General features: G+C 64.2%; 24 protein-coding genes. 10 read left to right on the forward strand and 14 right to left on the reverse strand.

The window, feature by feature from the left end; translation table 11 throughout:
- Positions 1-135: 135 nt before the first annotated feature.
- Positions 136-759: a 23S rRNA (uridine(2552)-2'-O)-methyltransferase RlmE gene (gene rlmE / locus MJ122_RS20570; protein WP_017518950.1), complete on the reverse strand. Its 624-nt coding sequence runs from the start codon at positions 757-759 to the stop codon at positions 136-138.
- Positions 760-838: 79 nt separating this feature from the next.
- Between rlmE and MJ122_RS20575 the strand changes: the two genes are divergently transcribed.
- On the forward strand, positions 839-1153 hold the full coding sequence (locus tag MJ122_RS20575) for a YhbY family RNA-binding protein (RefSeq protein ID WP_239745877.1): 315 nt from the start codon (positions 839-841) through the stop codon (positions 1151-1153).
- Between the two features lie 42 nt (positions 1154-1195).
- Here MJ122_RS20575 and MJ122_RS20580 read toward each other — a convergent pair whose 3' ends face one another.
- The 9 genes from MJ122_RS20580 to grpE all read right to left on the reverse strand — a co-directional run bounded on the left by MJ122_RS20580 (position 1196) and on the right by grpE (position 12034).
- Positions 1196-1600, reverse strand: a complete 405-nt coding sequence (locus tag MJ122_RS20580; protein ID WP_239746034.1) for a DUF4149 domain-containing protein — start codon at positions 1598-1600, stop codon at positions 1196-1198.
- 10 nt (positions 1601-1610) lie between these two features.
- Entirely contained in the window at positions 1611-2087 is a 477-nt protein-coding gene (greA, locus tag MJ122_RS20585) for a transcription elongation factor GreA (protein WP_017518953.1), read from the reverse strand.
- Positions 2084-5305: a carbamoyl-phosphate synthase large subunit gene (gene carB / locus MJ122_RS20590; RefSeq protein ID WP_017518954.1), complete on the reverse strand. Its 3222-nt coding sequence runs from the start codon at positions 5303-5305 to the stop codon at positions 2084-2086. Before carB ends, greA begins: the two co-directional genes overlap by 4 nt.
- 19 nt (positions 5306-5324) lie before the next feature.
- A complete protein-coding gene (leuE, locus tag MJ122_RS20595) occupies positions 5325-5978 on the reverse strand; it encodes a leucine efflux protein LeuE (protein WP_088416435.1) in 654 nt (217 codons plus the stop codon).
- Positions 5979-6021: 43 nt separating this feature from the next.
- Positions 6022-7158 carry a glutamine-hydrolyzing carbamoyl-phosphate synthase small subunit gene (carA, locus tag MJ122_RS20600; protein WP_088416374.1) on the reverse strand — a complete coding sequence of 379 codons (1137 nt, stop codon included), beginning with the start codon at positions 7156-7158 and terminating at the stop codon, positions 6022-6024.
- Between the two features lie 187 nt (positions 7159-7345).
- Positions 7346-8152 carry a 4-hydroxy-tetrahydrodipicolinate reductase gene (gene dapB / locus MJ122_RS20605; protein WP_026079048.1) on the reverse strand — a complete coding sequence of 269 codons (807 nt, stop codon included), beginning with the start codon at positions 8150-8152 and terminating at the stop codon, positions 7346-7348.
- Between the two features lie 58 nt (positions 8153-8210).
- Complete coding sequence (gene dnaJ / locus MJ122_RS20610; RefSeq protein ID WP_088416373.1) at positions 8211-9341, reverse strand: molecular chaperone DnaJ; 1131 nt, start codon at positions 9339-9341, stop codon at positions 8211-8213.
- Between the two features lie 122 nt (positions 9342-9463).
- The gene (dnaK, locus tag MJ122_RS20615) at positions 9464-11380 is read right to left on the reverse strand and encodes a molecular chaperone DnaK (RefSeq protein ID WP_017518959.1); all 1917 of its coding nucleotides are present in this window, start codon (positions 11378-11380) and stop codon (positions 9464-9466) included.
- Positions 11381-11470: 90 nt separating this feature from the next.
- Complete coding sequence (gene grpE, locus MJ122_RS20620; protein ID WP_017518960.1) at positions 11471-12034, reverse strand: nucleotide exchange factor GrpE; 564 nt, start codon at positions 12032-12034, stop codon at positions 11471-11473.
- Positions 12035-12233: 199 nt separating this feature from the next.
- On the opposite strand from grpE, the gene recN reads away from it, so the two are divergent.
- Positions 12234-13910, forward strand: coding sequence for a DNA repair protein RecN (recN, locus tag MJ122_RS20625; RefSeq protein WP_088416372.1), 1677 nt, complete (start codon positions 12234-12236; stop codon positions 13908-13910).
- Positions 13911-14048: 138 nt separating this feature from the next.
- Here recN and fur read toward each other — a convergent pair whose 3' ends face one another.
- Positions 14049-14453 carry a ferric iron uptake transcriptional regulator gene (gene fur, locus MJ122_RS20630; protein WP_088416371.1) on the reverse strand — a complete coding sequence of 135 codons (405 nt, stop codon included), beginning with the start codon at positions 14451-14453 and terminating at the stop codon, positions 14049-14051.
- 96 nt (positions 14454-14549) lie between these two features.
- Between fur and MJ122_RS20635 the strand changes: the two genes are divergently transcribed.
- Entirely contained in the window at positions 14550-15086 is a 537-nt protein-coding gene (locus MJ122_RS20635) for an outer membrane protein assembly factor BamE (RefSeq protein ID WP_017518962.1), read from the forward strand.
- A 70-nt stretch (positions 15087-15156) separates the two neighbouring features.
- Here MJ122_RS20635 and MJ122_RS20640 read toward each other — a convergent pair whose 3' ends face one another.
- Both MJ122_RS20640 and MJ122_RS20645 read right to left on the reverse strand, forming a co-directional pair.
- On the reverse strand, positions 15157-15465 hold the full coding sequence (locus tag MJ122_RS20640) for an RnfH family protein (protein ID WP_239745878.1): 309 nt from the start codon (positions 15463-15465) through the stop codon (positions 15157-15159).
- Positions 15458-15892 carry a type II toxin-antitoxin system RatA family toxin gene (locus tag MJ122_RS20645; protein WP_088416369.1) on the reverse strand — a complete coding sequence of 145 codons (435 nt, stop codon included), beginning with the start codon at positions 15890-15892 and terminating at the stop codon, positions 15458-15460. The genes MJ122_RS20640 and MJ122_RS20645 overlap by 8 nt, the downstream gene beginning before the upstream one ends.
- 164 nt (positions 15893-16056) lie before the next feature.
- On the opposite strand from MJ122_RS20645, the gene smpB reads away from it, so the two are divergent.
- Positions 16057-16536: an SsrA-binding protein SmpB gene (gene smpB / locus MJ122_RS20650; protein WP_017518965.1), complete on the forward strand. Its 480-nt coding sequence runs from the start codon at positions 16057-16059 to the stop codon at positions 16534-16536.
- Positions 16537-16572: 36 nt separating this feature from the next.
- On the opposite strand, the gene MJ122_RS20655 is transcribed toward smpB, so the two are convergent.
- The gene (locus tag MJ122_RS20655; protein ID WP_088416368.1) at positions 16573-17349 is read right to left on the reverse strand and encodes an FCD domain-containing protein; all 777 of its coding nucleotides are present in this window, start codon (positions 17347-17349) and stop codon (positions 16573-16575) included.
- 343 nt (positions 17350-17692) lie between these two features.
- On the opposite strand from MJ122_RS20655, the gene MJ122_RS20660 reads away from it, so the two are divergent.
- The 6 genes from MJ122_RS20660 to MJ122_RS20685 all read left to right on the forward strand — a co-directional run bounded on the left by MJ122_RS20660 (position 17693) and on the right by MJ122_RS20685 (position 26283).
- On the forward strand, positions 17693-19369 hold the full coding sequence (locus tag MJ122_RS20660; protein WP_088416367.1) for a lactate permease LctP family transporter: 1677 nt from the start codon (positions 17693-17695) through the stop codon (positions 19367-19369).
- Between the two features lie 212 nt (positions 19370-19581).
- Positions 19582-20727 (forward strand): FMN-dependent L-lactate dehydrogenase LldD, encoded by a 1146-nt coding sequence (lldD, locus tag MJ122_RS20665; RefSeq protein ID WP_239745879.1) that lies wholly within the window; start codon positions 19582-19584, stop codon positions 20725-20727.
- Between the two features lie 125 nt (positions 20728-20852).
- The gene (locus MJ122_RS20670; protein ID WP_239745880.1) at positions 20853-23684 is read left to right on the forward strand and encodes an FAD-binding and (Fe-S)-binding domain-containing protein; all 2832 of its coding nucleotides are present in this window, start codon (positions 20853-20855) and stop codon (positions 23682-23684) included.
- Positions 23685-23855: 171 nt separating this feature from the next.
- Positions 23856-24533: a response regulator gene (locus tag MJ122_RS20675; protein ID WP_088416364.1), complete on the forward strand. Its 678-nt coding sequence runs from the start codon at positions 23856-23858 to the stop codon at positions 24531-24533.
- The gene (locus MJ122_RS20680) at positions 24530-25930 is read left to right on the forward strand and encodes an ATP-binding protein (RefSeq protein WP_239745881.1); all 1401 of its coding nucleotides are present in this window, start codon (positions 24530-24532) and stop codon (positions 25928-25930) included. The genes MJ122_RS20675 and MJ122_RS20680 overlap by 4 nt, the downstream gene beginning before the upstream one ends.
- Before the next feature lie 86 nt (positions 25931-26016).
- Positions 26017-26283 carry a hypothetical protein gene (locus MJ122_RS20685; protein ID WP_017518972.1) on the forward strand — a complete coding sequence of 89 codons (267 nt, stop codon included), beginning with the start codon at positions 26017-26019 and terminating at the stop codon, positions 26281-26283.
- Positions 26284-26396: the final 113 nt, after the last annotated feature.

Here is a 26396-nt window from a genome sequence, read left to right on the forward strand (position 1 = left end):
TCCTTCCGGCCAAAATTACTACACAACGCCCGCCGCCAGGCAGACGCCGTCTGTAACCCTTTATGAACCCCGGCCTTCACCGGTACAAGCAAAACCTGCAAGGCATAGACCGGAGGCCGGCCCAATCATTCCAGTCTAGGCGCCGCGAAAGCCCCGTGCGAGCAGATACTGCTCACGCGAACGATCGCGAGACGACAGCGGTTTGCGCATCTGCACCTTCTCGAAGTTCTCGCGAACCTGCTTGTGGTAAGCGTCGAAACCCTCACCCTGGAAAATCTTGATCAGGAAATCGCCGCCCGGGCGCAGCACACGGGTGCACAGGTCCAGGGCAAGCTCACAGAGGAACATGGCACGCGGCATGTCCACGGCGGGCAGTCCACTCATATTGGGGGCCATATCCGAAATCACAAGGTCTACCGGATTTTCTCCGATAGCCTGGAGCAACTGGGCGAAGACCTCGTCCTCGGTGAAATCACCCTGAATGAAGGTGACGTCCGGGATGCTGTCCATCGGCAGGATGTCCGAAGCGATCAGGGTGCCCTTGTCGCCAATCACCCGGCTGGTGACCTGCGACCAGCCGCCTGGCGCTGCGCCGAGGTCGACCACGGTCATGCCGGGGCGCAGGATGCGATCCTTCTCCTGGATCTCCAGCAGCTTGTAGCTGGCGCGCGAGCGATAGCCGTCGCGCTGTGCCATCTTCACGTAAGGATCGTCGAAATGTTCTTTCAGCCAGCGATGGCTAGTCTTGGAACGGGCCACGTATTACCTCGTCTGAGCGGCATCCCGGTATAACCGAAACTCGGGTAGAATATCCGCCTTTTTTCCCAGGGGTCAGATTATGGCGCTCTCTCAGGAGCAGAAAAAGCAGTTCAAATCTATCGGGCATCACCTGAAACCCGTATTGACCGTTGCTGAAAACGGTCTTTCGGAAGGTGTAATGGCCGAGCTTGAGCGTGCGCTCAACGATCATGAACTGATCAAGGTGCAGTTCCGCATCGCCGAACGCGATGATCGTCGTGCGCTGATCGACGAACTTTGCCAGACGGGCAGCTGCGAACTGGTTCAGTCCGTCGGCAAGATGGCGCTGATCTATCGCCGCAATCCCAAGCCGAACAAGAACCTGTCGAACATCAGCCGCTTCAGCGGACTCTGACAGTCAAGACCGGCAACGCGGAGCCAGCAAGGCTCCGCCGCGTCAGTTCCGCTCGCCCCGCCCGGGCGCCGGTTGCAGCACCAGCAGCAGACCGCACAGCGCCACCACCAGATAGTTGAACAGCAGCCAGCGCTGAGCGTCCGGCGCTACCTGGCGCACCAGGAAATAAGCCGCCACCATCACCAATACGGTCAACAGCAACTGCCCCCGCGATTCACGGATGAAGGCAGCGCTCCCGCGCGCCAGCCAGAGCACCAGAGCCTGCAATACGACGCAGAAGCCGGCAAAACCCAGCAACAGGGGTTTCAACGCGTCAGCGACTGACTCCACCAACAAAGGCGCCAGGCCGATCTTGTCCAGCGCCGGCAATACCACGAACTGAAGCAGCCAGAGGCCGCCGACCCAGAATGTCTGGGCCAGCAGCCAACTGATGGTGCCTGCTTTCAGGGAGGGTCGATCAGGCGTGGCGGACTTCAACGATCTCGTACTCGACGTCGCCACCCGGCGTTTTCACCAGGACGGCGTCGCCCTCAGTCTTGCCGATCAGCGCACGGGCGATCGGCGAGTTGACCGAGATCTTGCTGTTCTTGATGTCCGCCTCGTCGTCGCCGACGATCTGGTAGGTCACCGTCTCGTCGGTCTCCACGTTTGCGATATCGACGGTGGTACCGAAGATCACCTTGCCGCTGTGCGGAATGGTGGTCACGTCGATGATCTGCGCGTTGGACAGCTTGGCTTCGATGTCGCGGATGCGAGCTTCGGACATGCCCTGCTGCTCACGGGCTGCGTGGTACTCGGCGTTTTCCTTCAGGTCGCCCAGCTCACGCGCTTCGGCGATGGCCTGGGTGATCTGCGGGCGCAGCACGGTCTTCAGGTATTTCAGCTCTTCTTCCAGGGCGCGAGCGCCCTGGACGGTCATTGGAAATTTGCTCATGCGTTGATTCCTGCATGGAGATCCTGCAGACGGCGAACGGTCTTCTCGGGACCGAACTTGAGCGCCTCACAGATCGCCTGACCCGCCGCGATGGTGGTGGTGCAGTAGATCTTGTGCTGCAGGGCGTTACGACGGATGGAATACGAGTCAGCGATGGACTGGCGGCCTTCGGTGGTGTTGATGATCAGGGTGACTTCGTCATTCTTGATCATGTCGACCACGTGAGGACGGCCCTCGGTCACCTTGTTCACGCGACGCACCGGCAGACCGGCGGCCTCGATCACCTTGGCGGTGCCGGCAGTGGCAACCACTTCGAAGCCCAGCGCGACCAGGTCGCGAGCGACCTGAACGGCTTGCGGCTTGTCGTCCTCGCGGACGCTGATGAAGGCGCAACCGGCGTTCGGCAGGATTTCGCTGGCACCCAGCTGGGCTTTTGCGAAGGCCTCACCGAAGCTGTCGCCGACACCCATCACCTCGCCAGTGGATTTCATCTCTGGGCCGAGGATCGGGTCGACGCCCGGGAACTTGGCGAACGGGAACACCGCTTCCTTGACGCTATAGTACGGCGGGATCACCTCCTGGGTGAAGCCGACTTCGGCCAGGGACTTGCCAGCCATGACGCGGGCCGCAACTTTCGCCAGGGATTCGCCGATGCACTTGGAGACGAACGGCACGGTACGGGACGCGCGCGGATTCACCTCAATCACGTAGATATCTTCGCCCTGCACGGCCATCTGCACGTTCATCAGACCGACTACGCCGAGCTCCAGGGCCATTTTCTTGACCTGCTCCCGGATCTCGTTCTGGATGTGCTCGGGCAGCGAGTACGGCGGCAGCGAGCAGGCGGAGTCACCGGAGTGCACGCCGGCCTGTTCGATGTGCTGCATGATCGCGCCGATCACCACGGTCTCGCCGTCGCACACCGCATCAATGTCCACTTCGATGGCGCAGTTCAGGAAGCGGTCCAGCAGCACCGGGCTGTCGTTGGAAACCTTCACGGCTTCGCGCATGTAGCGCTTGAGCTCTTCTTCCTGATAAACGATTTCCATCGCACGGCCGCCCAATACGTAGGACGGGCGCACCACCATCGGGTAGCCGATGTTCTTCGACAGCTCCAGGGCCTGGTCTTCGCTGCGCGCAGTGGCGTTTGCCGGCTGGCGCAGGTTCAGGCGCTGGACCATCTGCTGGAAGCGCTCGCGGTCTTCGGCGCGGTCGATGGCGTCCGGGCTGGTGCCGATGATCGGTACGCCGGCCTCTTCCAGGGCGCGGCAGAGTTTCAGCGGGGTCTGGCCGCCGTACTGCACGATGACGCCCTTGGGCTGCTCGACGCGGACGATTTCCAGCACATCTTCCAGCGTTACCGGCTCGAAGTACAGGCGGTCGGAAGTGTCGTAGTCGGTGGAGACGGTCTCCGGGTTGCAGTTGACCATGATGGTCTCGTAACCGTCTTCACGCATCGCCAGCGCGGCGTGTACGCAGCAGTAGTCGAACTCGATGCCCTGGCCGATACGGTTCGGACCGCCGCCCAGGATCATGATCTTGTCGCGAGTCGACGGATTGGCTTCGCACTCTTCCTCGTAGGTCGAGTACATGTAGGCGGTGTCGGTGGCGAATTCGGCGGCGCAGGTGTCCACGCGCTTGTACACCGGCAGCACCTTGAGCTTCTGGCGATGGCTGCGCAGGTTCTTCTCGGTCACGCCGAGCAGCTTGGCCAGGCGGGCGTCGGAGAAGCCCTTGCGCTTGAGCTTGTACATCAGGTCGCGGTCGATGGCGGACAGACCCAGGGTCTTCACGCGCTCTTCGTCCTTGACCAGGTCTTCGATCTGCACCAGGAACCACTCGTCGATTCGGGTCAGGTCGAAGACTTCGGCGATGCTCTTGCCGGCACGGAAGGCATCGGCGACGTACCAGATGCGGTCGGCATTGGGCACGGTCAGCTCGCGCTTGAGGATGCTCTCGGCTTCCGGATCGTTCAGGTCCAGCTTCGGATCGAAACCGGTGGCGCCGACTTCCAGGCCGCGCAAGGCTTTCTGCACGGACTCCTGGAAGGTGCGGCCGATGGCCATGACTTCACCCACGGATTTCATCTGGGTGGTCAGGCGGGCGTCGGCCTTCGGGAATTTCTCGAAGGCGAAACGCGGGATCTTGGTGACGACATAGTCGATCGCCGGCTCGAACGACGCCGGGGTGCGGCCGCCGGTGATGTCGTTCTGCAGTTCGTCGAGGGTGTAGCCGACGGCCAGTTTGGCGGCGATCTTGGCGATCGGGAAGCCAGTGGCCTTGGAAGCCAGCGCCGAGGAACGCGATACGCGCGGGTTCATCTCGATCACGACCATGCGGCCGGTGTTCGGGCAGATGCCGAACTGCACGTTGGAACCACCGGTTTCCACGCCGATTTCACGCAGCACCGCCAGCGAGGCGTTGCGCATGATCTGGTATTCCTTGTCGGTGAGGGTCTGCGCCGGCGCCACGGTGATGGAGTCACCGGTGTGCACGCCCATCGGGTCGAAGTTCTCGATGGCGCAGACGATGATGCAGTTGTCCTTCTTGTCGCGGACAACCTCCATCTCGTATTCCTTCCAGCCGATCAGCGATTCGTCGATCAGCAGCTCGTTGGTTGGCGACAGGTCCAGGCCACGGGCGCAGATTTCTTCGAATTCTTCGCGGTTGTAGGCGATGCCGCCGCCGGTGCCGCCCATGGTGAAGGACGGACGGATGATGCAGGGGAAACCGACCTTCTCCAGCACACCGTAGGCTTCTTCCATGCTGTGGGCGATGCCCGAGCGCGGGCAGGCCAGGCCGATGTCGCGCATGGCCTTGTCGAAGCGAGAGCGGTCTTCGGCCTTGTCGATGGTGTCGGCGTTGGCGCCGATCATTTCCACGCCGAACTGCTCGAGCACGCCGTGGCGCTCCAGGTCCAGGGCGCAGTTCAGAGCGGTCTGGCCGCCCATGGTCGGCAGCAGCGCGTCAGGGCGCTCCTTCTCGATGATCTTGGCGACGGTCTGCCACTTGATCGGCTCGATGTAGGTGGCGTCGGCCATGGCCGGATCGGTCATGATGGTGGCCGGGTTGGAGTTCACCAGGATGACACGGAAGCCTTCTTCCTTCAGGGCCTTGCAGGCCTGTGCGCCGGAGTAGTCGAACTCGCAGGCCTGGCCGATGACGATCGGGCCGGCGCCGAGGATCAGGATGCTCTTGATGTCTGTACGCTTGGGCATGGGACTCTCGTTGCAATATTCAGGATAGGGTTGCGCTGGCCAGCTTCACGCCAAAGCCGACGAACAGGGCGCCGACACCACTCGAGGCGCCGGCAGCCAGCCGTTGCCGCCGACGGAACCAGGCCGCCAGACGCACACCGGAGAAAATCAGGAAACTCAAGTACAGGGCGCTGAGGATCTCGAGGATCGTGCCCAGTACCAGGAACGACAGGCCGGGGTAGGCGTATCCCGGGTCGACGAACTGGATGAAGAAGGAAACGAAGAAGAGGATCGCCTTGGGGTTGGACAGGCTCAGCAGCAGCGCCTTGCGGAACGGCTGGTTGACGTCGACTTCCTTGGCCGGAGCCGCAGCTTCCGAGAGGGGCTGGCGCAGTTTCTGCCAACCGCCACGGAGCATGCCGATACCCAGATAGAACAGGTAAGCGGCACCGACGTACTTCAGGCCCAGGAACAACATCGGCTCGGCCTTGAGGACCGAGGCGATCCCCAGCGCCGACAGGAACATCAGGATCGCATCGCCGAGGAACACCGCGCTCGCCGCCCGGTAGCCCGAGGCCACGCCGCGCTGGGCGGCGGTGGCGAGGACGAACAGCGAGTTCGGCCCCGGCAGCAGGACGATGAACAACGTACCCAGGACGTAGGTCCAGAGATCGGTGATTCCCAGGGTCGGCATCATCTTCTTCTACCTCTTGCGTCTGGTTCGCAGCAGGCCGGCGTCAGCGGCGCTCGGCCATCGCCGCGATGAAGCGGTCGAACAGCGGAGCCACGTCGTGCGGACCAGGGCTGGCTTCCGGGTGCCCCTGGAAGCTGAAGGCCACCTTGTCGGTGCGCTCGATTCCCTGCAGGGTGCCGTCGAACAGCGACTTGTGGGTCGCGCGCAGATTGGCCGGCATGCTGCCTTCGTCGACCGCGAAACCGTGGTTCTGGCTGGTGATCATCACCACGCCCGAATCAAGGTCCTGCACCGGGTGGTTGGCACCGTGGTGGCCGTGGCCCATCTTCAGGGTCTTGGCGCCGGAAGCCAGGGCCAGCAGTTGGTGGCCCAGGCAGATGCCGAAGATCGGCGTCTCGGTGTCGAGGAACTCGCGGATGGCCTGGATGGCGTAGTCGCACGGCTCAGGGTCGCCAGGGCCGTTGGAGAGGAAGATGCCGTCCGGATTCAGGGCAAGCACTTCGCTGGCCGGGGTCTGCGCCGGCACGACGGTCAAGCGGCAGCCGCGGGCGACCAGCATGCGCAGGATGTTCAGCTTCACGCCGAAGTCGTAGGCGACCACGTGGTACGGCAGGTCGGCGGCGGCGATTTCCGGATGACTGTCGGTTTCCAGGTTCCACACGCTGGAGCGCCACTCATAGCGCTCGCCGGAGGAAACGACCTTGGCCAGGTCCATGCCTTTCAGGCCCGGGAAGCCGCGCGCCAGTTCGAGGGCTTTTTCCTCGGTGGCGTCGGGGCCTGCCAGGATGCAGCCGTTCTGCGAACCCTTCTCGCGCAGGATGCGGGTCAGGCGACGGGTATCGATGCCAGCGATGGCAACTGTGCCGTTGGCTTTCAGGTAGTCCGGCAGGGACTGCTTGTCGCGCCAGCTGCTGGACAGCAGCGGCAGGTCACGGATGATCAGGCCGGCGGCCCAGACCTTGTTCGACTCGGCGTCCTCCGGCGTGGTGCCGGTGTTGCCGATGTGCGGGTAGGTCAGGGTAACGATCTGTTGGGCGTAGGAAGGATCGGTGAGGATTTCCTGGTAGCCGGTCATGGCGGTGTTGAACACCACCTCTCCGACGGTCTGGCCGTCGGCGCCGATGGCTTCACCGCGAAAAACGCTGCCGTCGGCAAGTGCAAGTATGGCTGGCTTAGTCAAGAAGACCTCCCGTAGTTCAAGCCTGGCTGGGCGTGCGCAGATTGTAAAAAAGCGGGATGACATCAGAAGAAGTCATCCCGCTTTTTATGTGATCATGCTGCGCTACTTTTAGTGGACACACTAAAGCTGTAGTTTACAGAAATGCGACATCATGGTCCACCTTTTGCACGACGTACGGCCATGCCGCTCAGCGAAGGCCCAGAACGTCCTGCATGTCGTACAGGCCATTGGCCTGCCCTTCCAGCCATTGCGCGGCACGCACGGCACCCCGGGCGAAGGTCATTCGGCTCGATGCCTTGTGAGTGATCTCCACGCGCTCGCCATCGGCAGCGAACAGCACGGTGTGATCGCCCACCACGTCGCCTGCCCGCACGGTGGCAAAACCGATGGTCTCGCGCGGACGAGCCCCGGTCTGGCCTTCACGGCCGTACACGGCCACCTTTTCCAGATCACGGCCCAGCGCATTGGCGACCACTTCGCCCATGCGCAGCGCGGTGCCGGACGGCGCGTCGACCTTGTGGCGGTGGTGGGCCTCGAGGATCTCGATATCCACATCGTCACCCAGCACGCGGGCGGCGGTGTCGAGCAGCTTCAGGCAGAGGTTCACGCCGACGCTGTAGTTCGCCGCAAAGACGATCGGGATGTCCTTCGCCGCCTCATTCAGCAACTCCTTCTCCGCCGCGGAGAAACCGGTGGTGCCGATAACCATGGCCTTGCCGGCCTTGCGGCAGACTTCCAGATTCTTCAGGGTCACGGTCGGGTGGGTGAAGTCGATCAGCACGTCGAACTCGTCGACCACCCTGGACAGGTCCCCCGACAGCGGCACGCCGATACGACCCAGGCCCGCCAGCTCGCCGGCGTCCGCACCCACCAGGGTACTGTCCGGACGATCGACCGCGGCGGTCAGGCCCGCGCTGCCATTGGTCTGCTGGACCGCCTCGATCAGAGTCTTGCCCATGCGCCCGGCGGCGCCCATTACGGCTATACGTCGCATATCAAACAGCTCCAAAGCTAAAAAAGCCCCGGGCGATTCGCACCGCCGGGGCCTTGCATCATAGATCGTCGAAGAAGCGCTTCATGCCTTCGAACCAGCCACTGGCTTTTGGCGAGTGAGAAGAGTTGCCCTGCAGGGTGTTGCGGAACTCCTCCAGCAGCTCGCGCTGACGCTTGTCCAGATTGACCGGAGTCTCGACGACGACGCGGCACATCAGGTCGCCAGCACCGCCACCGCGCACCGGGGCAACACCCTTGCCGCGCAGGCGGAACAGCTTGCCGGTCTGGGTGCCCTCGGGGATCTTCAGCTTCACCCGCCCATCCAGGGTCGGCACTTCCAGCTCGCCCCCCAGGGCGGCGTCCGCAAAGCTGATCGGCACTTCGCAGTACAGGTGCTTGCCGTCGCGCTGGAAGATGTCGTGCTCGCGCACATTCACCACCACGTACAGGTCGCCCGCCGGGCCGCCATGGGCACCGGCTTCGCCTTCGCCGGTGAGGCGGATGCGGTCACCGGTATCGACACCGGCCGGCACCTTCACCGACAGGGTCTTGTGCTCCTCCACACGGCCCTGGCCGTGGCAGGAGCCACAGGGGTCGGTGATCATCTTGCCGCTGCCATGGCAACGCGGGCAGGTCTGCTGCACCGAAAAGAAGCCCTGCTGCATGCGAACCTGGCCGATACCACCGCAGGTGGTACAGGTGACCGGCGTGGTGCCGGGCTTGGCGCCGCTGCCGCTGCAGGTCTTGCAGCCGACCAGAGTCGGAACGCGGATGGTCACGGTGGTGCCGCGAACCGCATCTTCCAGATCGAGATCGAGGGTATAGCGCAGGTCCGCGCCGCGGGCCGGGCCGCCACGGGAGCCGCCGCGGCCGCCACCGCCGCCGAAGAAGTCGCTGAAGACATCACCGAAGATGTCCGAGAAGCTCGCACCACCGAAGCCCGCACCACCGCCGCCCATCTGCGGGTCGACGCCGGCATGGCCATACTGGTCATAGGCCGCACGCTTGCTGGCGTCGGACAGGACCTCATACGCCTCGTTGGCCTCCTTGAATTTGTCCTCGGCCTCCTTGTCGCCGGGATTGCGGTCCGGGTGGAACTTCATGGCAAGCCGGCGATAGGCCTTCTTCAGGTCCGCCTCGCTGGCGCCACGCTCGACACCCAGTACCTCGTAAAAATCACGTTTGGCCATAAATTCTTCGCACCTTAAAAACCTCTCCCCCAGACACGCCAACGCGGGAGCAAGCCCCCGCGTGACGTTTCATGCGCACCGACACGCTGGTCGGTGCGCCGGAGCGGAAGCAAGCACGCGGCTTACTTGTTCTCCTTGACCTCTTCGAACTCGGCGTCGACGACATCGTCGCCAGCCTTGTCGTCAGCGGCCTCGCCCTGCGCGGCAGCACCCGGCTGCGGCTGTTCGGCGTACATCTTCTGCGCCAGCGGAGTGGACGCCTGGGACAGCGCATTCATCTTCGCTTCGATCTCGGCCTTGTCGTCGCCCTTCACGGCAACTTCCAGCTCGCCCAGCGCCTTCTCGATGGCGGCTTTCTCCTCGGCGGTGGCCTTGTCGCCAGCCTCGGTAACCATCTTGCGAGTCGCGTGGACCAGCGCGTCACCCTGGTTGCGGGCAGCAGCCAGCTCCTCGAACTTGCGGTCCTCCTCGGCATTCGCCTCGGCGTCGCGGACCATCTGCTGGATCTCGTCCTCGGACAGACCCGAAGAGGCCTTGATCACGATGGACTGCTGCTTGCCAGTGGCCTTGTCTTTCGCGCCGACGTGCAGAATGCCGTTGGCGTCGATGTCGAAGGTCACTTCGATCTGCGGCACACCGCGCGGAGCCGGCGGGATGTCGGCCAGGTCGAACTTGCCCAGCGACTTGTTCTGCGCCGCCTGCTTGCGCTCGCCCTGCAGCACGTGAATGGTCACGGCGCCCTGGTTGTCATCGGCGGTGGAGAACACCTGCGACTTCTTGGTCGGAATGGTGGTGTTCTTGTCGATCAGCGCGGTCATCACGCCACCGAGGGTTTCGATACCCAGGGTCAGCGGGGTGACGTCGAGCAGCAGCACGTCCTTCACGTCGCCAGCGAGCACGGCGCCCTGGATGGCAGCGCCCATGGCAACGGCTTCGTCCGGGTTGACGTCCTTGCGCGCTTCCTTGCCGAAGAACTCGGCAACGGTCTTCTGCACCAGCGGCATGCGGGTCTGGCCGCCGACCAGGATCACTTCGTCGATCTTCGAGACGTCGAGGCCTGCGTCCTTCAGTGCAACGCGGCACGGCTCGATGGTGCGGCTGACCAGGTCTTCCACCAGGGATTCCAGCTTGGCGCGGGACACCTTGACGTTCAGGTGTTTCGGGCCGGAGGCGTCAGCGGTGACGTAAGGCAGGTTGACGTCGGTCTGCTGGGTCGAGGACAGCTCGATCTTGGCCTTCTCGGCAGCTTCCTTCAGGCGCTGCATGGCCAGCGGGTCGCCCTTGAGGTCCATGCCGGACTCTTTCTTGAACTCTTCGACGAGGTAGTCGATCAGGCGCAGGTCGAAGTCTTCACCACCCAGGAAGGTGTCACCGTTGGTGGCCAGTACTTCGAACTGGTGCTCGCCATCGACTTCGGCGATTTCGATCACCGAAACGTCGAAGGTACCGCCGCCCAGGTCATAGACGATGATGGTGTGGTCGCCCTTGGCCTTGTCCAGGCCGTAGGCCAGCGCCGCCGCGGTCGGTTCGTTGATGATGCGCTTGACGTCCAGACCGGCGATGCGGCCGGCATCCTTGGTGGCCTGACGCTGGCTGTCGTTGAAGTAGGCCGGAACGGTGATGACCGCTTCGGTGACCGGCTCGCCCAGGTAGTCCTCGGCGGTCTTCTTCATCTTCTTCAGGACTTCGGCGGAGACCTGCGGCGGAGCCATCTTCTGGCCCTTGGCCTCGACCCACGCGTCGCCGTTGTCAGCCTTGACGATGGCGTACGGCACCATCTTGATGTCTTTCTGTACGACGTCTTCTTCGAAACGGCGGCCGATCAGGCGCTTCACCGCGTACAGGGTGTTCTTCGGGTTGGTCACGGCCTGGCGCTTGGCCGGCTGACCGACCAGGATTTCGCCGTCGTTGGCGTAACCGATGATCGACGGGGTGGTACGAGCGCCTTCGGCGTTCTCGATGACCTTGACGTTACCGTTCTCCAGGATGGACACACAGGAGTTGGTGGTCCCCAGGTCGATACCAATGATTTTGCCCATATTTCACTCTCCAGAAATTAGATTCCGCGCTGACCCTGTTGCGGGTCTTTGGCTCGGTTGATTACCCAGATGGGGACCGGGTGGTGGATTTCAAGCCTTCTCGTCGATCGAAGGCGGAGTTTGTTCCGGTGCCTTGCTGACCACAACCATGGCCGGGCGCAGCAGGCGACCATTGAGCAGGTAGCCCTTCTGGAACACCTTGACCACGCTGCCCGGCTCGAGACGGATGCTCTCTTCCATGGCCATGGCCTGGTGGTGTTCGGGGTTGAACGGCTCGCCGTGCGGGTCGACCGGCTCGAGGCTGTAGCGCTTGAGGGTGTCGTGGAACATCTTCAGCGTCAGCTCGATGCCTTCGCGCATCGGCTTGATCGCTTCGTCTTCCGGGTTCGACATCTCCAGCGCGCGCTCGAGGGTATCGACGATCGGCAGCAGGTCGCCGGCGAACTTCTCCAGGGCGAACTTGTGCGCTTTCTCCACGTCCTGCTCGGCACGACGGCGGACGTTCTGCAATTCGGCGACAGCGCGCAGGCTCTGGTCCTTCGCTGCGGCGACCTGTTCTTCCAACTCCAGCACGCGGGCGTTCAGATCCCCGGCAGCGCCGGTGTCCGGCTGCTCGTTGAACTGGGAATCCTGAGTCTGTTGTTCGTCAGACATGCCACTCTCCTAAAAAGAAAATAAGCCTTTGAAAACAAGGCGAACCCAATGGTCCGCGGCTCTGCCGTGTATATGGGGCGGCTTTTTTTGACTTCAAGGGCCGGGACTGCAAGTACACCACTCACCGCCGACGAAGGAGAATTGCCAGCGGCAAAAAATACTGTATAAATAACCAGACCTACCTACGGAGCCGCCATCCATGCTGGTTCATTTGTCTGTGCACAACTACGCCATCGTCGAGCACCTCGATCTCGAGCTCGCCGCCGGCATGACCGTGATCACCGGCGAAACGGGTGCCGGCAAGTCGATCATGCTCGATGCCCTCGGCCTTGCCCTGGGCGACCGCGCCGACAGCGGCGTGGTGCGCCCCGGCTCGGACAAGGCCGACATTCTCGCCAGCTTCGATGTCAGCGCGATTGCCGAAGCTCGCGACTGGCTCGCCGAGCGCGATCTGGAACAGGACGGTCCGTGCATCCTTCGCCGCGTGATCACCGCTGAAGGTCGCTCCCGCGCCTACATCAACGGCACACCCTGCCCGCTGGGCGACCTCAAGCACCTGGGCGAGCTGCTGATCGACATCCACAGCCAGCACGAACACCAGTCGCTGCTCAAGGCCGACACCCACCGCCGCCTGCTCGATGAATACGCCGGCAGTCAGGACCTCGCGCGCCAGGTGCACCTCGCCGCGCAGCGCTGGAAGCAGACCCGCCAGGAACTGGACCGCCTGTCGCGCAATGGCGACGAACAGCGCGCCCGCCACCAGTTGCTCAGCTACCAATTGGAGGAGCTGGAAAATCTAGGCCTGGGTGACAACGAACTGGAGACGCTGGAAGCCGAACACAAGACCCAGAGCAATGCGGGAAGCCTGATCGCGGCTTGCCGTCAGGTCGTCGAGCTATGCAGCGAGAACGATGCCGGCAACGTGCTTTCTGCGCTGACCTCCAGCCTTAATCGCCTCACCGCCTTCCAGAGCCAGCCAGCCGCATTGGGCGAAGCGGTGAATCTGCTCTCCAGTGCGCAGATCCAGGTGGAGGAAGCCATCGGCGAGCTGAACCGCTTCGTCGATCACTTCGATGCCGACCCCATGCGCCTGCAACAACTGGAAGAGCGCCTGGACGCCATCTACAGCCTCGCGCGCAAGCACCGCGTACAGCCCCACGAACTGCAGGACCTGCAGCAGCGCCTGCTGGACGAACTGGAGGCGCTGAACGCCGACGACGAAGCCGTGGAGCGCCTGGGCGACGAACTGGCCGCCTACGCCCGCCACTATCAGGAGAAGGCCGACGAGCTCAGCCGCATCCGCCAGGAAGCCGCGCCCAAGCTGGCCAAGGCCGTTGAAGTGGAAATGCAGCGCCTGGGCATGCCCGGCGGGCGCTTCGCCATCGAATTGCGTCAGAGCAGCTCGGACGAGCCGCAGGTCAGCGGCCTGGAACACCTGGAATTCCTGGTCAGCGCCAACCCCGGCCAACCGATGAAGGGCCTGGCCAAGGTCGCCTCGGGCGGCGAATTGTCACGTATCAGTCTGGCGATCCAGGTGATCACCGCACAGACCTCGCGCATTCCTACCCTGGTCTTCGACGAGGTGGACGTCGGTATCGGCGGCCCCACCGCCGAAGTGGTCGGCCAGTTGCTGCGTCGCCTGGGCGATCGCGGCCAGGTGCTGACCGTCACCCACCTGCCGCAGGTCGCCGCCCAGGGGCATCAGCACCTGTTCGTGCACAAGGACCGCGACACCAGCGAGACCCGCACCGCCGTGGCCAACCTGAAGAAAGCCGAGCGTATCGAGGAAATCGCCCGCATGCTCGGCGGCGTCGACCTGACCAAGGAATCCCTGGCCCACGCGCGCAAGATGGTCGACTCCGCCGTGCAAAGCTGACACTCCCCGCGCGGGAGCGGACTCACGAACAGAGCTAACCGGCGTCGTGCGGCTCGCGAGCGAGCTCGTTCCTACAGACAAAGCTGCACAAACGAAAACGGCGCCCCAAGGGTGCGCCGTTTCTGCATCCGCGTACGCTTACTTCTTCCTGCGCACGTAGAGCACCAGATTGTGATCGACGAGCTCGAAGCCGCGCTCGCGAACGATCTCCTTCTGGCGTTTTTCGATTTCCGAGTCCATGAACTCGATGACTTCGCCGGTATCGACGCAAACCATGTGGTCATGGTGACCGCTGTCGGCCAGTTCGAAGACGGCATGGCCGCCGTCGAAGTTGTGGCGCACCACCAGGCCGGCGGCTTCGAACTGGGTCAGGACACGGTAGACGGTGGCCAGGCCAACGTCCTCGCCTGCCTCCATCAGCGCCTTGTATACGTCCTCTGCGCTCATGTGGCGCTGCTCGGCGGAATCGAGCATCTGGAGGATCTTCACGCGCGGCAGTGTGACCTTAAGTCCGGCTTTGCGCAGTTCGCTATTTTCAACCATGTGTGCTTTCTCGGCGCGGAATGCTTCGCAGCATCTCTCAATACAGGTATGATCGGGATTTCGTCGCTCAGCCAAGATAGTGGAAGTCACCCCTTGATGCAAAACGCCAAGCTCATGCTGACCAGTCTCGCTTTCGGGCTGGGACTCGCCGCACTCGCCGGTTGCTCGTTCCCGGGGGTCTACAAGATCGACATCCAGCAGGGCAACGTTGTAACGCAGGACATGATAGACCAGTTGAAGCCCGGAATGACCCGGCGCCAAGTGCGGTTTATCATGGGCAACCCCCTGATCGTGGACACCTTCCACCCCAATCGCTGGGACTACCTCTACAGCATCCAGCCCGGCGGCGGTCAGCGCCAGCAGGAGCGTATGAGCCTGTTCTTCGGTGAAAACGACCAATTGATCGGCCTCAATGGCGACTTCATGCCCGGCGTGAGCCGCGACGAGTCGATCCTCGGCAAGGATGGCGTTGCTCCGCCGCTGGCTCCGGAGGCTCCGCAGCAGCAGCCCGAACAGCCCAAGGACGAACCAGCCAAGCCCGGCTCCGTGGAAGAGCAGATCCAGAAGGAAGTCGACCAGGTGGAAACCGTACCGATCCCGACTCCCGAGCCGCTGGACAAGGATCCGCAGTAAGGGATTCGCTCCAACGAAAAAGCCCGGCCAATGCCGGGCTTTTTGTTGCCTGCGATCCTACCCAGCAATATCAGCCGCGTGCCGCCTTGGCGCGCGCGGCGCGCTGCTTGCGGACCTCCTTGGGATCGGCGATCAGCGGCCGGTAGATCTCCACCCGCTCTCCCTCTTGCAGCACGCGCTCCTCCGGCCTGGCCACGGCCTTGCCGAAGATGCCCAGCGGGCAGTTCGAAACATCCAGCCCCGGAAACTGCGAGGCGATATCGGAAAGCTCCACGGCCTCGCGCATCCGCGTGCCGCGCGGGACACTCAGGCGCAGCAGCGCCTGCTTGTCCGGCAAGGCGTACACCACTTCGATGGCGATGCTCGCGGACTCAGCCATGCAACTGCTTGGCACGCTGGCAGAAGGCGTCGACCATGGTGTTTGCCGCCTGGGTGAACAGCGGGCCAAGGGTAGCCTTCACCAACGCGCCGGCGTAGTCGAAGGTCAGGTCGAGGGAGATCTTGCAGGCCTTGTCGCCCAAGGCCTTGAAGGTCCACACGCCGTGCAGCTGGGTGAACGGACCTTCCTCCAGGTTCATCTCGATACTCTGCCCGGGCACCAGCACATTACGGGTGGTGAAGCGCTGGGTGATGCTGCCCTTGGCCACGGTGAGCTCGGCGCGCATGGTCGTATCGCTTGCCGCCAGCACGGTGGACGCCGAACACCAGGGCAGGAATTCCGGGTAGCGCGCCACATCATTGACCAGGTCGTACAGCGCCTTCGCCGGATAGGGCAACAGTGCCGAACGCTGGATATGCGTGCTCATAGACTTCTCGCTTTGTGTTGTGGGGCATCTGACCGCAATCGATGCCCGCCGATCAAAAAAACAGCGCGCATTCTCCGAGATTAGCCACGCACCCTCAAGCTTGCATGCCGTCACACGCTGTCCCGATAGCGGCGCGGCGAGGGACTCCCTATAATGCGCGGCCTATGGCTAAACAGAAGAAACACCCTTCGGGGACCATCGCGCAGAACAAGAAGGCTCTGCACGACTACTTCATCGAGCAGCGCTTCGAGGCGGGCGTCGCCCTGGCCGGCTGGGAAGTGAAAAGCCTGCGCGCCGGCAAGGCGCAGCTGGTGGACAGCTACGTGCTGCTCAAGGATGGCGAAGCCTGGCTGCTGGGCAGCCACATCACGCCGCTGACCACTGCCAGCACCCACGTCATCGCCGACCCGGTGCGCACGCGCAAGCTGCTGCTGCACAAGCGCGAGCTGGGCAAGCTGTTCGGTGCCGTGCAACAGAAGGGCTACGCCTGCGTCGCGCTGTCGATGTACTGGAAGAAGCACCTGATCAAGTGCGAGATCGCACTGGCCAAGGGCAAGAAAGAGTACGACAAGCGCGGCACCGAGAAGGAGCGCGACTCCGACCGGGAAATCCAGCGCGCCATTCGTCACGGCAAGGACGACTGAAGCCTGTCGCGCCCTCGCCTGAGGGCGCGCTGCCGATCAGGCGTCCACCGCCCCCTGGCGTCGCTGTGCCCGTTGCAGGCGCAATTCCTTAGCCTGCACCTCGGCCAGCACTTCCTGCACGTAGTCGATATGCCGCTGGGAAATCTCCCGCGCCGCTTCGGCGTGCCCGCCGATGATCGCCTCGTACAACTCGCGGTGCTGGCGCATCAGCTGCTCGCGAGTTTCGTCGCGCTGCGCGTACATCCCGCCAATATTGGTCACCACGTTGCGCTTGAGCAGGTCGAACAGGCCGCGAATGGTGTGCAGCAATACGGCGTTGTGGCTGGCCTCGGCAATGGCCAGGTGGAAGGCCGCGTCCGCCGCGCCCTCTTCCGCACGACTGACCTTGCCCACCCGCTGATAGCAATCCTGCAGGGTATCGAAGGCCTGCTTCAGGCGCTGGTGGTCCACCTCTGTCGCACGCTGCGCCGCGTAGAAGGCGCAGGAACCTTCCAGGGTATGGCGAAACTCGAGCAGGTCGCGCTGCGCCTCCGGATTACTTTCCAGCAATTGCAGCAGCGGGTCGCTGAACATCGAGCCCAGCCCCTCGCTGACGTAGTTGCCACCGCCCTGGCGACTGACCAGCAGGCCCTTGGCACCGAGCTTCTGGATCGCCTCACGCAATGAGGGTCGCGACACTCCGAACTGTTCGGCCAGCACGCGCTCGGCGGGCAGACGCTCGCCGGCCTTGAGGGTGCCCTCGAGGATCATCGCTTCCAGCCGTTCGACAATGTCGTCCGACAGACGGCGCTGCTTGACCTGACCAAAACTCATGTGGGTGTCCCCTCCCGATATCCCGCTCTAGCTCGCGATCTGCGCAGTTCGCCCCAACCTGCGCAGCGCCGCGCCCAACAGCACGAGTACTTCGCTTTTCCGATCACGCTCGACAAAAGTCGCAGAGCAGCAAATTGACATGCCGCCAGCAGGGCTTTTACCCTTAGCGCTCGCCTTTGTAAATTGGTCTTACCAATTTACCGAAAGCCGAACCGAACCACAACAGTTCACGAAAAATAAGCCGCGATCAGTCGTCCGACCTGCCCAACGCGCCACAAGCGCATCGGAATCGCCCGACCGGCAACCAGGCCCTCCACCCAAAAACAATTAGGGAGCCAACCAGATGCAAACCTGGCAGCAGATCTACACCCCGCTCGGCAGCCTCGGCCTGTCCGCGCTGGTCGCCGTCATCCCGATCGTGTTCTTCTTCCTCGCCCTCGCCGTGTTCCGCCTCAAGGGCCACGTCGCCGGCAGCATCACCCTCGCCCTCTCGATCATCATCGCCATCGCCGCCTTCGGCATGCCCGCCGATATGGCCATCGCCGCTGCCGGCTATGGCTTCGCCTATGGCCTGTGGCCGATCGCCTGGATCATCGTCGCGGCGGTGTTCCTCTACAAACTCACGGTCAAGAGCGGCCAGTTCGAGGTGATCCGCAGCTCAGTGCTGTCGATCACCGGCGACCAGCGCCTGCAGGTGCTGCTGATCGGCTTCTCCTTCGGCGCCTTCCTCGAAGGGGCCGCGGGCTTCGGCGCACCGGTGGCGATCACCGCCGCCCTGCTGGTCGGCCTGGGCTTCAACCCCCTGTACGCCGCCGGCCTGTGCCTGATCGCCAACACCGCGCCGGTGGCCTTCGGCGCGCTGGGCATCCCGATCATCGTCGCGGGCCAGGTCACTGGCATCGACGCTTTCAAGATCGGCGCCATGACCGGCCGCCAACTGCCCTTCCTGTCGATCCTCGTGCCGTTCTGGCTGGTGTTCATGATGGACGGATTCAAGGGCGTCAAGGAAACCTGGCCGGCCGCGCTGGTCGCCGGCGGCAGCTTCGCCATCACCCAGTACTTCACCTCCAACTTCATCGGCCCGGAACTGCCGGACATCACCTCCGCCCTGGTCAGCCTGATCTGCCTGACACTGTTCCTCAAGGTCTGGCAACCGGCCGGCGAGCGTGAAGTAGTCGCCACCGCTGGCGGCGCCGCTGTCCTGGGCGGCAGCGGCCCGCGCGGTACCGAGCCGTCGCCCTACAGCTTCGGCGAGATCCTCAAGGCCTGGTCGCCCTTCCTGGTGCTGACCGTGCTGGTCACCATCTGGACCCTGAAGCCGTTCAAGGCGCTCTTCGCTCCGGGCGGCGCGCTGTACAACCTGGTGTTCAACTTCCCCATCCCGCACCTGGACCAACTGGTGGTGAAGACCGCGCCCATTGTCGCCAACCCGACGCCGATCGCCGCGGTGTTCAAGCTGGACCCGGTCTCGGCCACCGGCACCGCGATCTTCCTTTCCGCCGTGGTCTCGATGTTCATCCTGCGCATCGGTGCGAAAACTGGTCTGACCACCTTCAAGGAGACCCTGATCGAGCTGAAATGGCCGATTCTCTCCATCGGCATGGTGCTGGCCTTTGCTTTCGTCACCAACTACTCGGGCATGTCCACCACCCTGGCACTGGTCCTGGCCGGCACCGGCGCGGCTTTTCCGTTCTTCTCGCCGTTCCTCGGCTGGCTGGGTGTGTTCCTGACCGGCTCGGATACCTCCTCCAATGCCCTGTTCAGCTCGCTGCAGTCCACCACCGCGCACCAGATCGGCGTCAACGACACTCTGCTGGTCGCCGCCAATACCAGTGGCGGCGTGACCGGCAAGATGATCTCGCCGCAGTCCATCGCGGTGGCCTGCGCCGCCACCGGCATGGTCGGCAAGGAATCCGACCTGTTCCGCTTCACGCTCAAGCACAGCCTGATGTTCGCCGCCATCGTGGGTCTGATCACCCTGGCCCAGGCCTACATCTTCACCGGCATGCTGGTGCACTGACCGAGCGCTGATCGGCTGCGGGTCGGCGATACTGCGTTGGAAATGGCCTCGTAGAGCCGCCTGCAGCCAAAGCACGCCAGTGCGGGCCCGAAGGGGCGAGTGGAGCGAGCCATGCTCACCTACAGTTGTAGGCTCCGCTCCTTCGGCCATTTCCGCCTTGTCTCGCTCCAGCTCGCTCGATTCAATTTCTTTCTCTCAAAACGGAAGAGCCCATGATCATCTCCGCCTCTACCGACTACCGCGCCGCAGCCCAACGCAAGCTGCCGCCGTTCCTCTTCCACTACGCCGACGGCGGCGCCTACGCCGAGCGCACCCTGCGCAACAACGTCGACGACCTGGCGGGCATCGCCCTGCGCCAGCGCGTGCTGAAGAACATGTCCGAACTGAGTCTTGAGACGAAGCTGTTCGACGAGACGTTGAGCATGCCTCTCGCCCTGGCCCCGGTCGGCCTGACCGGCATGTACGCCCGGCGCGGTGAAGTGCAGGCAGCCCGCGCGGCCGCCGCGAAAGGCATTCCGTTCACGATGTCCACAGTGTCGGTCTGCCCCATCGAGGAGGTCGCCCCAGCCATCGACCGGCCCATGTGGTTCCAGCTCTATGTGCTGAAGGATCGCGGCTTCATGCGCAACGCCCTCGAGCGCGCCAAGGCCGCCGGCGTGAAGACCCTGGTGTTCACCGTCGACATGCCGGTACCCGGCGCGCGCTACCGGGATGCCCACTCCGGCATGAGCGGCCCGAACGCGCCGCTGCGCCGCGTCTGGCAGGCCATGACCCACCCGTCCTGGGCATTGGACGTCGGCCTGCTGGGCAAGCCCCACGACCTGGGCAACATCTCCAAGTACCGTGGCAACCCCACCGGCCTGGCCGATTACATCGGCTGGCTGGGCGCGAACTTCGACCCGTCGATTTCGTGGAAGGACCTGGAGTGGATCCGCGAATTCTGGGACGGACCGATGATCATCAAGGGCATTCTCGACCCGGAAGACGCCAAGGACGCGGTGAAATTCGGCGCCGACGGCATCGTCGTATCCAACCACGGCGGCCGCCAGCTTGATGGCGTGCTCTCCAGCGCCCGCGCCCTGCCGGCCATCGCCGATGCGGTGAAAGGCGACCTGAAGATCCTCGCCGACTCCGGCATCCGCAACGGCCTGGACGTGGTGCGCATGATCGCCCTGGGCGCGGACACCGTGCTCATCGGCCGCGCCTTCCTCTACGCCCTGGCGACCCATGGCGAAGCGGGCGTGAAGAACCTGCTGGACCTGTTCGAAAAGGAAATGCGCGTGGCCATGGTGCTCACCGGCGCCAAGACCATCAGCGAGATCACCCGCGACTCGCTGGTGCGCGAATTGGGCGCGTAAGCCCAGCTCTGGGCAGGTGCGAGCTGGCTCGCACCTCCAGTAAGAAAGCGCTTTGGCGCACTCGATAGAAGAACACCGATGGACCGTCCAGCGGTCCACGCTCACCGATGATGACTGGAGCCGCCATGAGTCTCCCTGCCGCATTCCTCGACACGGTAGAACACCTGATCCCTCGCGAGCGCCGCTTTGACGACCCGCTCTCGACCCTGGCCTTCGGCACCGACGCCAGCTTCTACCGGCTGATCCCCAAACTGGTGATCCGAGTCGAGAGCGAAGACGAAGTCGCCGCCCTGCTCAAGGCCGCCCACGCCAATCAGGTGGCGATAACCTTCCGCGCCGCCGGCACCAGCCTCTCCGGCCAGGCCGTGAGCGACTCGGTGTTGCTGGTGCTGGGAGACAACTGGAACGGCCGTGACATCCGCGACGGCGGCACGCAGATCCGCCTGCAGCCCGGCGTCATCGGTGCGCAGGCCAACGCCTGGCTCGCTCCGTTCGGCCGCAAGATCGGCCCGGACCCGGCCTCGATCAACGCCTGCAAGATCGGCGGGATCGTCGCCAACAATGCCAGCGGCATGTGCTGCGGCACCGCGCAGAACAGCTACCACACCCTGGCCGGCATGCGCCTGCTGCTGGCCGACGGCACGCTGCTGGACAGCGAGTTGCCGGACAGCCTCGCAGCCTTCCGCGAAAGCCACGGCGCGCTGCTCGACCAGCTCGCCGAGCTGGCCCGGCAGACCCGCGCCAACACCGAGCTGGCCGCGAAGATCCGCCACAAGTACCGCCTGAAGAACACCACCGGCCTGTCCTTGAACGCGCTGGTCGACTACGACGAGCCGTTGGATATCCTGACCCACCTGATGGTCGGCTCCGAGGGCACGCTGGGCTTCATCAGCGCGGTGACCTACGACACCGTGCCGGACCACCCGCACAAGGCCAGCGCGCTGATCGTCTTCCCCGACGTGGAGACCTGCTGCAAGGCCGTGACCGTCCTCAAGCAGCAGCCGGTGTCCGCCGTGGAGCTGCTGGACCGCCGCAGCCTGCGCTCGGTTCAGAACATGCAGGGCATGCCCGAGTGGGTGAAGAGCCTTTCAGCAGGGGCCTGCGCATTGCTCATCGAATCCCGCGCGGCGACCCAGTCGCTGCTGCACGAACAGCTTGAGCAGATCATGGCCTCCATCGTCGATTACCCGGTGGAGAAGCAGGTTGATTTCAGCGAAGACCCGGTGGTCTACAACCAGCTCTGGCGCATCCGCAAAGACACCTTCCCGGCTGTCGGTGCGGTACGCGAGACCGGCACCACGGTGATCATCGAGGACGTCACCTTCCCCGTCGAACAGCTGGCCGAAGGCGTCAACCGCCTGATCGAGCTGTTCGACAAGCATGGCTACGACGAAGCCATCCTGTTCGGCCATGCACTGGAAGGGAACCTGCACTTCGTCTTCACCCAGGGCTTCGAATCGCCTGAGCAGATTGCGCGCTACTCGGCCTTCATGGACGACGTCGCACATCTGGTCGCAGTGGAATACGGCGGCTCGCTCAAGGCCGAGCACGGCACCGGGCGCAACATGGCGCCCTTCGTCGAGCTGGAATGGGGCCATGATGCCTACCAGCTGATGTGGCAGTTGAAGCGACTGCTCGACCCCACCGGCATCCTCAACCCCGACGTGGTGCTGACCGACGATCCGCAGTTGCACCTGAAGAACCTCAAGCCACTGCCCGCCGCCGACGAGATCGTCGACAAGTGCATCGAATGCGGCTTCTGCGAGCCGGTCTGCCCGTCCAAGGGGCTGACCCTGAGCCCGCGCCAGCGCATCGTCATGTGGCGCGACATCCAGGCCAGGCGCCGCGCCGGCATCGACACCACGCAGCTTGAGCGCGACTACCAGTACCAGGGCATCGACACCTGCGCCGCCACCGGCCTGTGCGCCCAGCGCTGCCCGGTGAACATCAACACCGGCGAGCTGATCCGCAAGCTGCGCAGCGTGGATACGCATCACGCCGGCGCCGCCACCTGGCTCGCGCGCAATTTCGCCACTGCCCTCAAGGGGGCGAAGTTCATGCTGCATGCTGCCAACGGTGCGCGCATGCTGCTCGGCGCACCGCGACTGGCTCGTCTCAGCGCCTCCATCAGCCATGCCAGCAAGGGTCGCGTACCGCAGTGGACGCCGGCCATGCCGCAGCCCGTGCGTCTCGCAGCCCCGTCGCAGCCTGTGGATAACGGCAAGCCGCGCGTCGTCTACCTCACCGCCTGCGTGTCCCGGGCCATGGGCCCGGCGGCGGCGGACGAAGAGCAGGTGCCGCTGATCGACAAGACCCGCCAACTGCTGGAGAAGGCCGGCTACCAGGTGGTCTTCCCGGACAACGCCGACAATCTCTGCTGCGGTCAGCCATTCGCATCCAAGGGTTACAAGAGCCAAGCCGACGCCAAGCGCGACGAGATGCTCGCCGAACTGCTGCGCGCCAGCCGTGGCGGCCTCGACCCGATCTACTGCGACACCAGCCCCTGCACCCTGCGCCTGGTACAGGAGCTGGCGGACGACCGGCTGAAGATCTACGACCCGGTGAAATTCATCCGCACCCACCTGGTCGAGCGCCTGGACTTCCAACCGCAGGACAAGCCGGTGGCCGTACACGTCACCTGCAGCACCCAGCACCTGGGCGAAAGCCAGGCGCTGATCGATCTGGTCAAGCGCTGCACCCGCGAAGTAATAGTCCCCGAGGGCATTCACTGCTGCGGCTTCGCTGGCGACAAGGGCTTCACCACGCCCGAGCTGAACGCACACTCGCTGCGCACGCTCAAGGACGCGGTGCAGTATTGCGAGGAAGGCGTCTCCACCAGCCGCACCTGCGAGATCGGCCTGTCCGCCCATGGCGGCATCGATTATCGCGGCGTGGTCTACCTGGTGGATCGCGTGACCCGCGCCCGCCCAACGGTGACCCAACCGCAGGGCGCATAACGCTCCCAGCGTTATCCGCCGCCATCTCCGGCGGCGGGTAACCTGTTCCAGGTTATCCGCCCTGCAACGCGCCTCACTCGTTAACTGCGCCTTAATCCGCTGCCGCCACCCTCTGCCCGAAATGAGTGGCGCCGGCTATCCTGCTGCACAGAGCCGGCTGAGGGGGCATCGATGAGAATCCTGTTGGCAGAAGACGACCAGTTGCTGGGCGACGGCATCCGCTCCGGGCTTGGCCTGGAAGGCGACACCGTGGACTGGGTGAGCGATGGCGTAGCCGCCGATCAGGCGCTGTCCACCGACGAGTTCGACTTGCTGGTTCTCGACCTCGGCCTGCCACGCAAGGACGGCCTGGAAGTCCTGCGCAGCCTGCGCCGGCGCGGCGACCTGACACCGGTGCTGATCCTTACCGCGCGCGACAAGGTGGCAGACCGCGTGGCCGGCCTCGACGCGGGCGCGGACGACTACCTGACCAAACCCTTCGACCTCGACGAACTGCTCGCCCGCGTCCGCGCCCTCACCCGCCGTCATACGGGCCGCGCCGCGCCGCTGCTGCAACACGGCGAACTGGCACTGGACCCGGCTACCCACAAGGTCAGCCTGGCGGGCGCGCCGGTCGACCTCGCGCCCCGCGAGTACGCCTTGCTGCGCCTGCTGCTGGAACAGCGCGGCAAGGTGCTGTCGCGAGCCCGCCTGGTGGAAGCGCTCTATGGGTGGGACGGCGATCTGGAAAGCAACGCCATCGAAGTCCACATCCACCACCTGCGGCGCAAGCTGGGTAACAGCCTGATCCGCACCGTGCGCGGCATCGGCTACGGCATCGACCGCCCGGAAGGTGCGCCCCAGCCTTGAGTACCACGCGCCGCGCCGGCTCCATCAGCCGCCGCCTGCTGCTGACATTGATCGGCGGCGTTTCCCTGCTGTGGCTGGCGGCCGGCCTGTTCACCTACCACCTGACCCGCGAGCAGGTGGACCGCCTCTACGATCAGGACATGATCGACTTCGGCCAGGCCGCCCTGAGCCTGATCGATGTCGCCGACGCCATCGACCCGCAGTCCAGCGACGCGATGGAAATCCTCGCCCGCAGCCGCAAGGCCATCGAAGGGCTGCCGTTGGTCCGCCGCGAAGCCACCCTCGGTTACGCCATCTGGTACCGCGGCCAACCGCTGCTTGCCACGCGCAGACCGCCCGAAGGCATAGAAGCGCAGCCACCGGGCTTCTCCGACCTGTACAGCGGCGAGGTCAACTGGCGCGTCCTGCAGATGCACACGCCCGGGGCCGATGAAGTGCGCATCTGGGTCTTCGAGAACCTGCACTATCGCCACAAGACGTTGCACCTGCTGCTGTTCAGCGCCCTCTTCCCACTGCTGCTGGCCTTGCCCTTGTTCGGCGTGCTGGTGTGGTTCGGCGTGCGCCAGGGCCTGGCGCCATTGCGCAGCCTGATCGAGCAGGTCCACCAGCGCGGCGCCCACAGTCTCCATCCGCTGGCCCTGAGCCGGGCGCCGGTGGAAGTACACAGCCTGGTCAACGAGCTGAACCTGCTGCTGGAGCGCCTGAACTCGGCAATGGAGGCCGAGCGACGGTTGACCAGCGACGCCGCCCATGAAATCCGCACGCCACTGGCCAGCCTGCGTACACACGCCCAGGTCGCGTTGCGCTCGTCCGATCCCGCAGCCCATGCCCATGGTCTGCAGCAGGTCAGTCGCAGCGTCGAGAGGATCAGCGCCCTGATGGAACAGATCCTGCTGCTGGCGCGGCTCGATGCCGAAGAGCTGCACGAAATCTTCGCCCCGGTGGACCTGCGGCTGTTGGCCGAAGATGCCATCGCCGACCTCGCGCCGCAGGCCATCGACAAGCGGATCGACCTGACGCTGGACAGCCAGGATGCCAAACTGCGTGGCGTTGCCGCATGGCTTGGGGTGATGTTGACCAACCTGGTCGGCAATGCCCTGCGCTATACCCCCGAAGGCGGCCGCGTGGCTGTCAGCCTGGAGGTCGACCACGATCGCCTGGTCCTCTGGGTGCGCGACAACGGCCCCGGTGTGGCCCCGGCCGAGCAAGCGGCGATCTTCACTCGCTTCTATCGCAGCCCGAACGTCGCCAGCAGCAACGGCAGCGGACTGGGGCTCCCCATCGTCAAACGCATCGTGGAGATCCACCGCGGGCGCATCTCGCTGCACCTGGGTCTGGATGGCTCCGGCCTGGGCGTCTGCGTCGAGCTTCCGACAACCGTTGGGCAAATACTCTGAACCCGGCGCAAAAATTCGCAGTCCACCCTGTACGACCCGCTAATGCGGTCCGCCGACCATCGGTCAAACGTGACAGGAGAACTGCCATGAAACGCGCCGCCCTGCTCATTACCGCCGCCCTGCTGGCCTCGCCGGCCTTTGCTGACGACCTGTGCAGCACCAACCTGCAGAAAGTCGACGACGCGGTAAAAACCACCACCAATAACACCCAAGCCCAGGAACAGGCCATGCGTCTGCAGGAAAAGGCCGCCCAGGCCCAGGCCGCCGGCAACACCAAGGAATGCATCGCGCACACCGAAAAAGCCCTCAAGCTGCTCAAGGACAACACCGGCGACGGTGGAGCCAACGGGTGATCTCGGTCGCGACGACCGGCCATCGAGCCGGTCGCCGCCCATAAGGCAGACGAAGCCTGCGCCATTCGCAAGGCCTTGGTTCATTCCCCCGCCCCGCCCGCTCCCTAAGATGG

The sequence above is a fragment of the Pseudomonas sp. DP-17 genome, from assembly GCF_022380625.1.
Taxonomy (GTDB): domain Bacteria; phylum Pseudomonadota; class Gammaproteobacteria; order Pseudomonadales; family Pseudomonadaceae; genus Pseudomonas; species Pseudomonas nitroreducens_A.

What these genes read in the sequence shown, in the direction of transcription:
- MJ122_RS20685 (WP_017518972.1), top strand. Translation starts at nt 26,017, where the DNA reads ATGAAACGCGCCGCCCTGCTCATTACCGCCGCCCTGCTGGCCTCGCCG.
- dnaK (WP_017518959.1), bottom strand. Translation starts at nt 11,380, where the DNA reads ATGGGCAAAATCATTGGTATCGACCTGGGGACCACCAACTCCTGTGTG.
- MJ122_RS20640 (WP_239745878.1), bottom strand. Translation starts at nt 15,465, where the DNA reads ATGGCTGAGTCCGCGAGCATCGCCATCGAAGTGGTGTACGCCTTGCCG.
- greA (WP_017518953.1), bottom strand. Translation starts at nt 2,087, where the DNA reads ATGAGCAAATTTCCAATGACCGTCCAGGGCGCTCGCGCCCTGGAAGAA.
- leuE (WP_088416435.1), bottom strand. Translation starts at nt 5,978, where the DNA reads ATGCCGACCCTGGGAATCACCGATCTCTGGACCTACGTCCTGGGTACG.
- MJ122_RS20670 (WP_239745880.1), top strand. Translation starts at nt 20,853, where the DNA reads ATGAGTCTCCCTGCCGCATTCCTCGACACGGTAGAACACCTGATCCCT.
- MJ122_RS20575 (WP_239745877.1), top strand. Translation starts at nt 839, where the DNA reads ATGGCGCTCTCTCAGGAGCAGAAAAAGCAGTTCAAATCTATCGGGCAT.
- lldD (WP_239745879.1), top strand. Translation starts at nt 19,582, where the DNA reads ATGATCATCTCCGCCTCTACCGACTACCGCGCCGCAGCCCAACGCAAG.
- MJ122_RS20655 (WP_088416368.1), bottom strand. Translation starts at nt 17,349, where the DNA reads ATGAGTTTTGGTCAGGTCAAGCAGCGCCGTCTGTCGGACGACATTGTC.
- grpE (WP_017518960.1), bottom strand. Translation starts at nt 12,034, where the DNA reads ATGTCTGACGAACAACAGACTCAGGATTCCCAGTTCAACGAGCAGCCG.
- recN (WP_088416372.1), top strand. Translation starts at nt 12,234, where the DNA reads ATGCTGGTTCATTTGTCTGTGCACAACTACGCCATCGTCGAGCACCTC.
- smpB (WP_017518965.1), top strand. Translation starts at nt 16,057, where the DNA reads ATGGCTAAACAGAAGAAACACCCTTCGGGGACCATCGCGCAGAACAAG.
- MJ122_RS20675 (WP_088416364.1), top strand. Translation starts at nt 23,856, where the DNA reads ATGAGAATCCTGTTGGCAGAAGACGACCAGTTGCTGGGCGACGGCATC.
- dnaJ (WP_088416373.1), bottom strand. Translation starts at nt 9,341, where the DNA reads ATGGCCAAACGTGATTTTTACGAGGTACTGGGTGTCGAGCGTGGCGCC.
- dapB (WP_026079048.1), bottom strand. Translation starts at nt 8,152, where the DNA reads ATGCGACGTATAGCCGTAATGGGCGCCGCCGGGCGCATGGGCAAGACT.
- MJ122_RS20645 (WP_088416369.1), bottom strand. Translation starts at nt 15,892, where the DNA reads ATGAGCACGCATATCCAGCGTTCGGCACTGTTGCCCTATCCGGCGAAG.
- MJ122_RS20660 (WP_088416367.1), top strand. Translation starts at nt 17,693, where the DNA reads ATGCAAACCTGGCAGCAGATCTACACCCCGCTCGGCAGCCTCGGCCTG.
- MJ122_RS20635 (WP_017518962.1), top strand. Translation starts at nt 14,550, where the DNA reads ATGCAAAACGCCAAGCTCATGCTGACCAGTCTCGCTTTCGGGCTGGGA.
- carB (WP_017518954.1), bottom strand. Translation starts at nt 5,305, where the DNA reads ATGCCCAAGCGTACAGACATCAAGAGCATCCTGATCCTCGGCGCCGGC.
- fur (WP_088416371.1), bottom strand. Translation starts at nt 14,453, where the DNA reads ATGGTTGAAAATAGCGAACTGCGCAAAGCCGGACTTAAGGTCACACTG.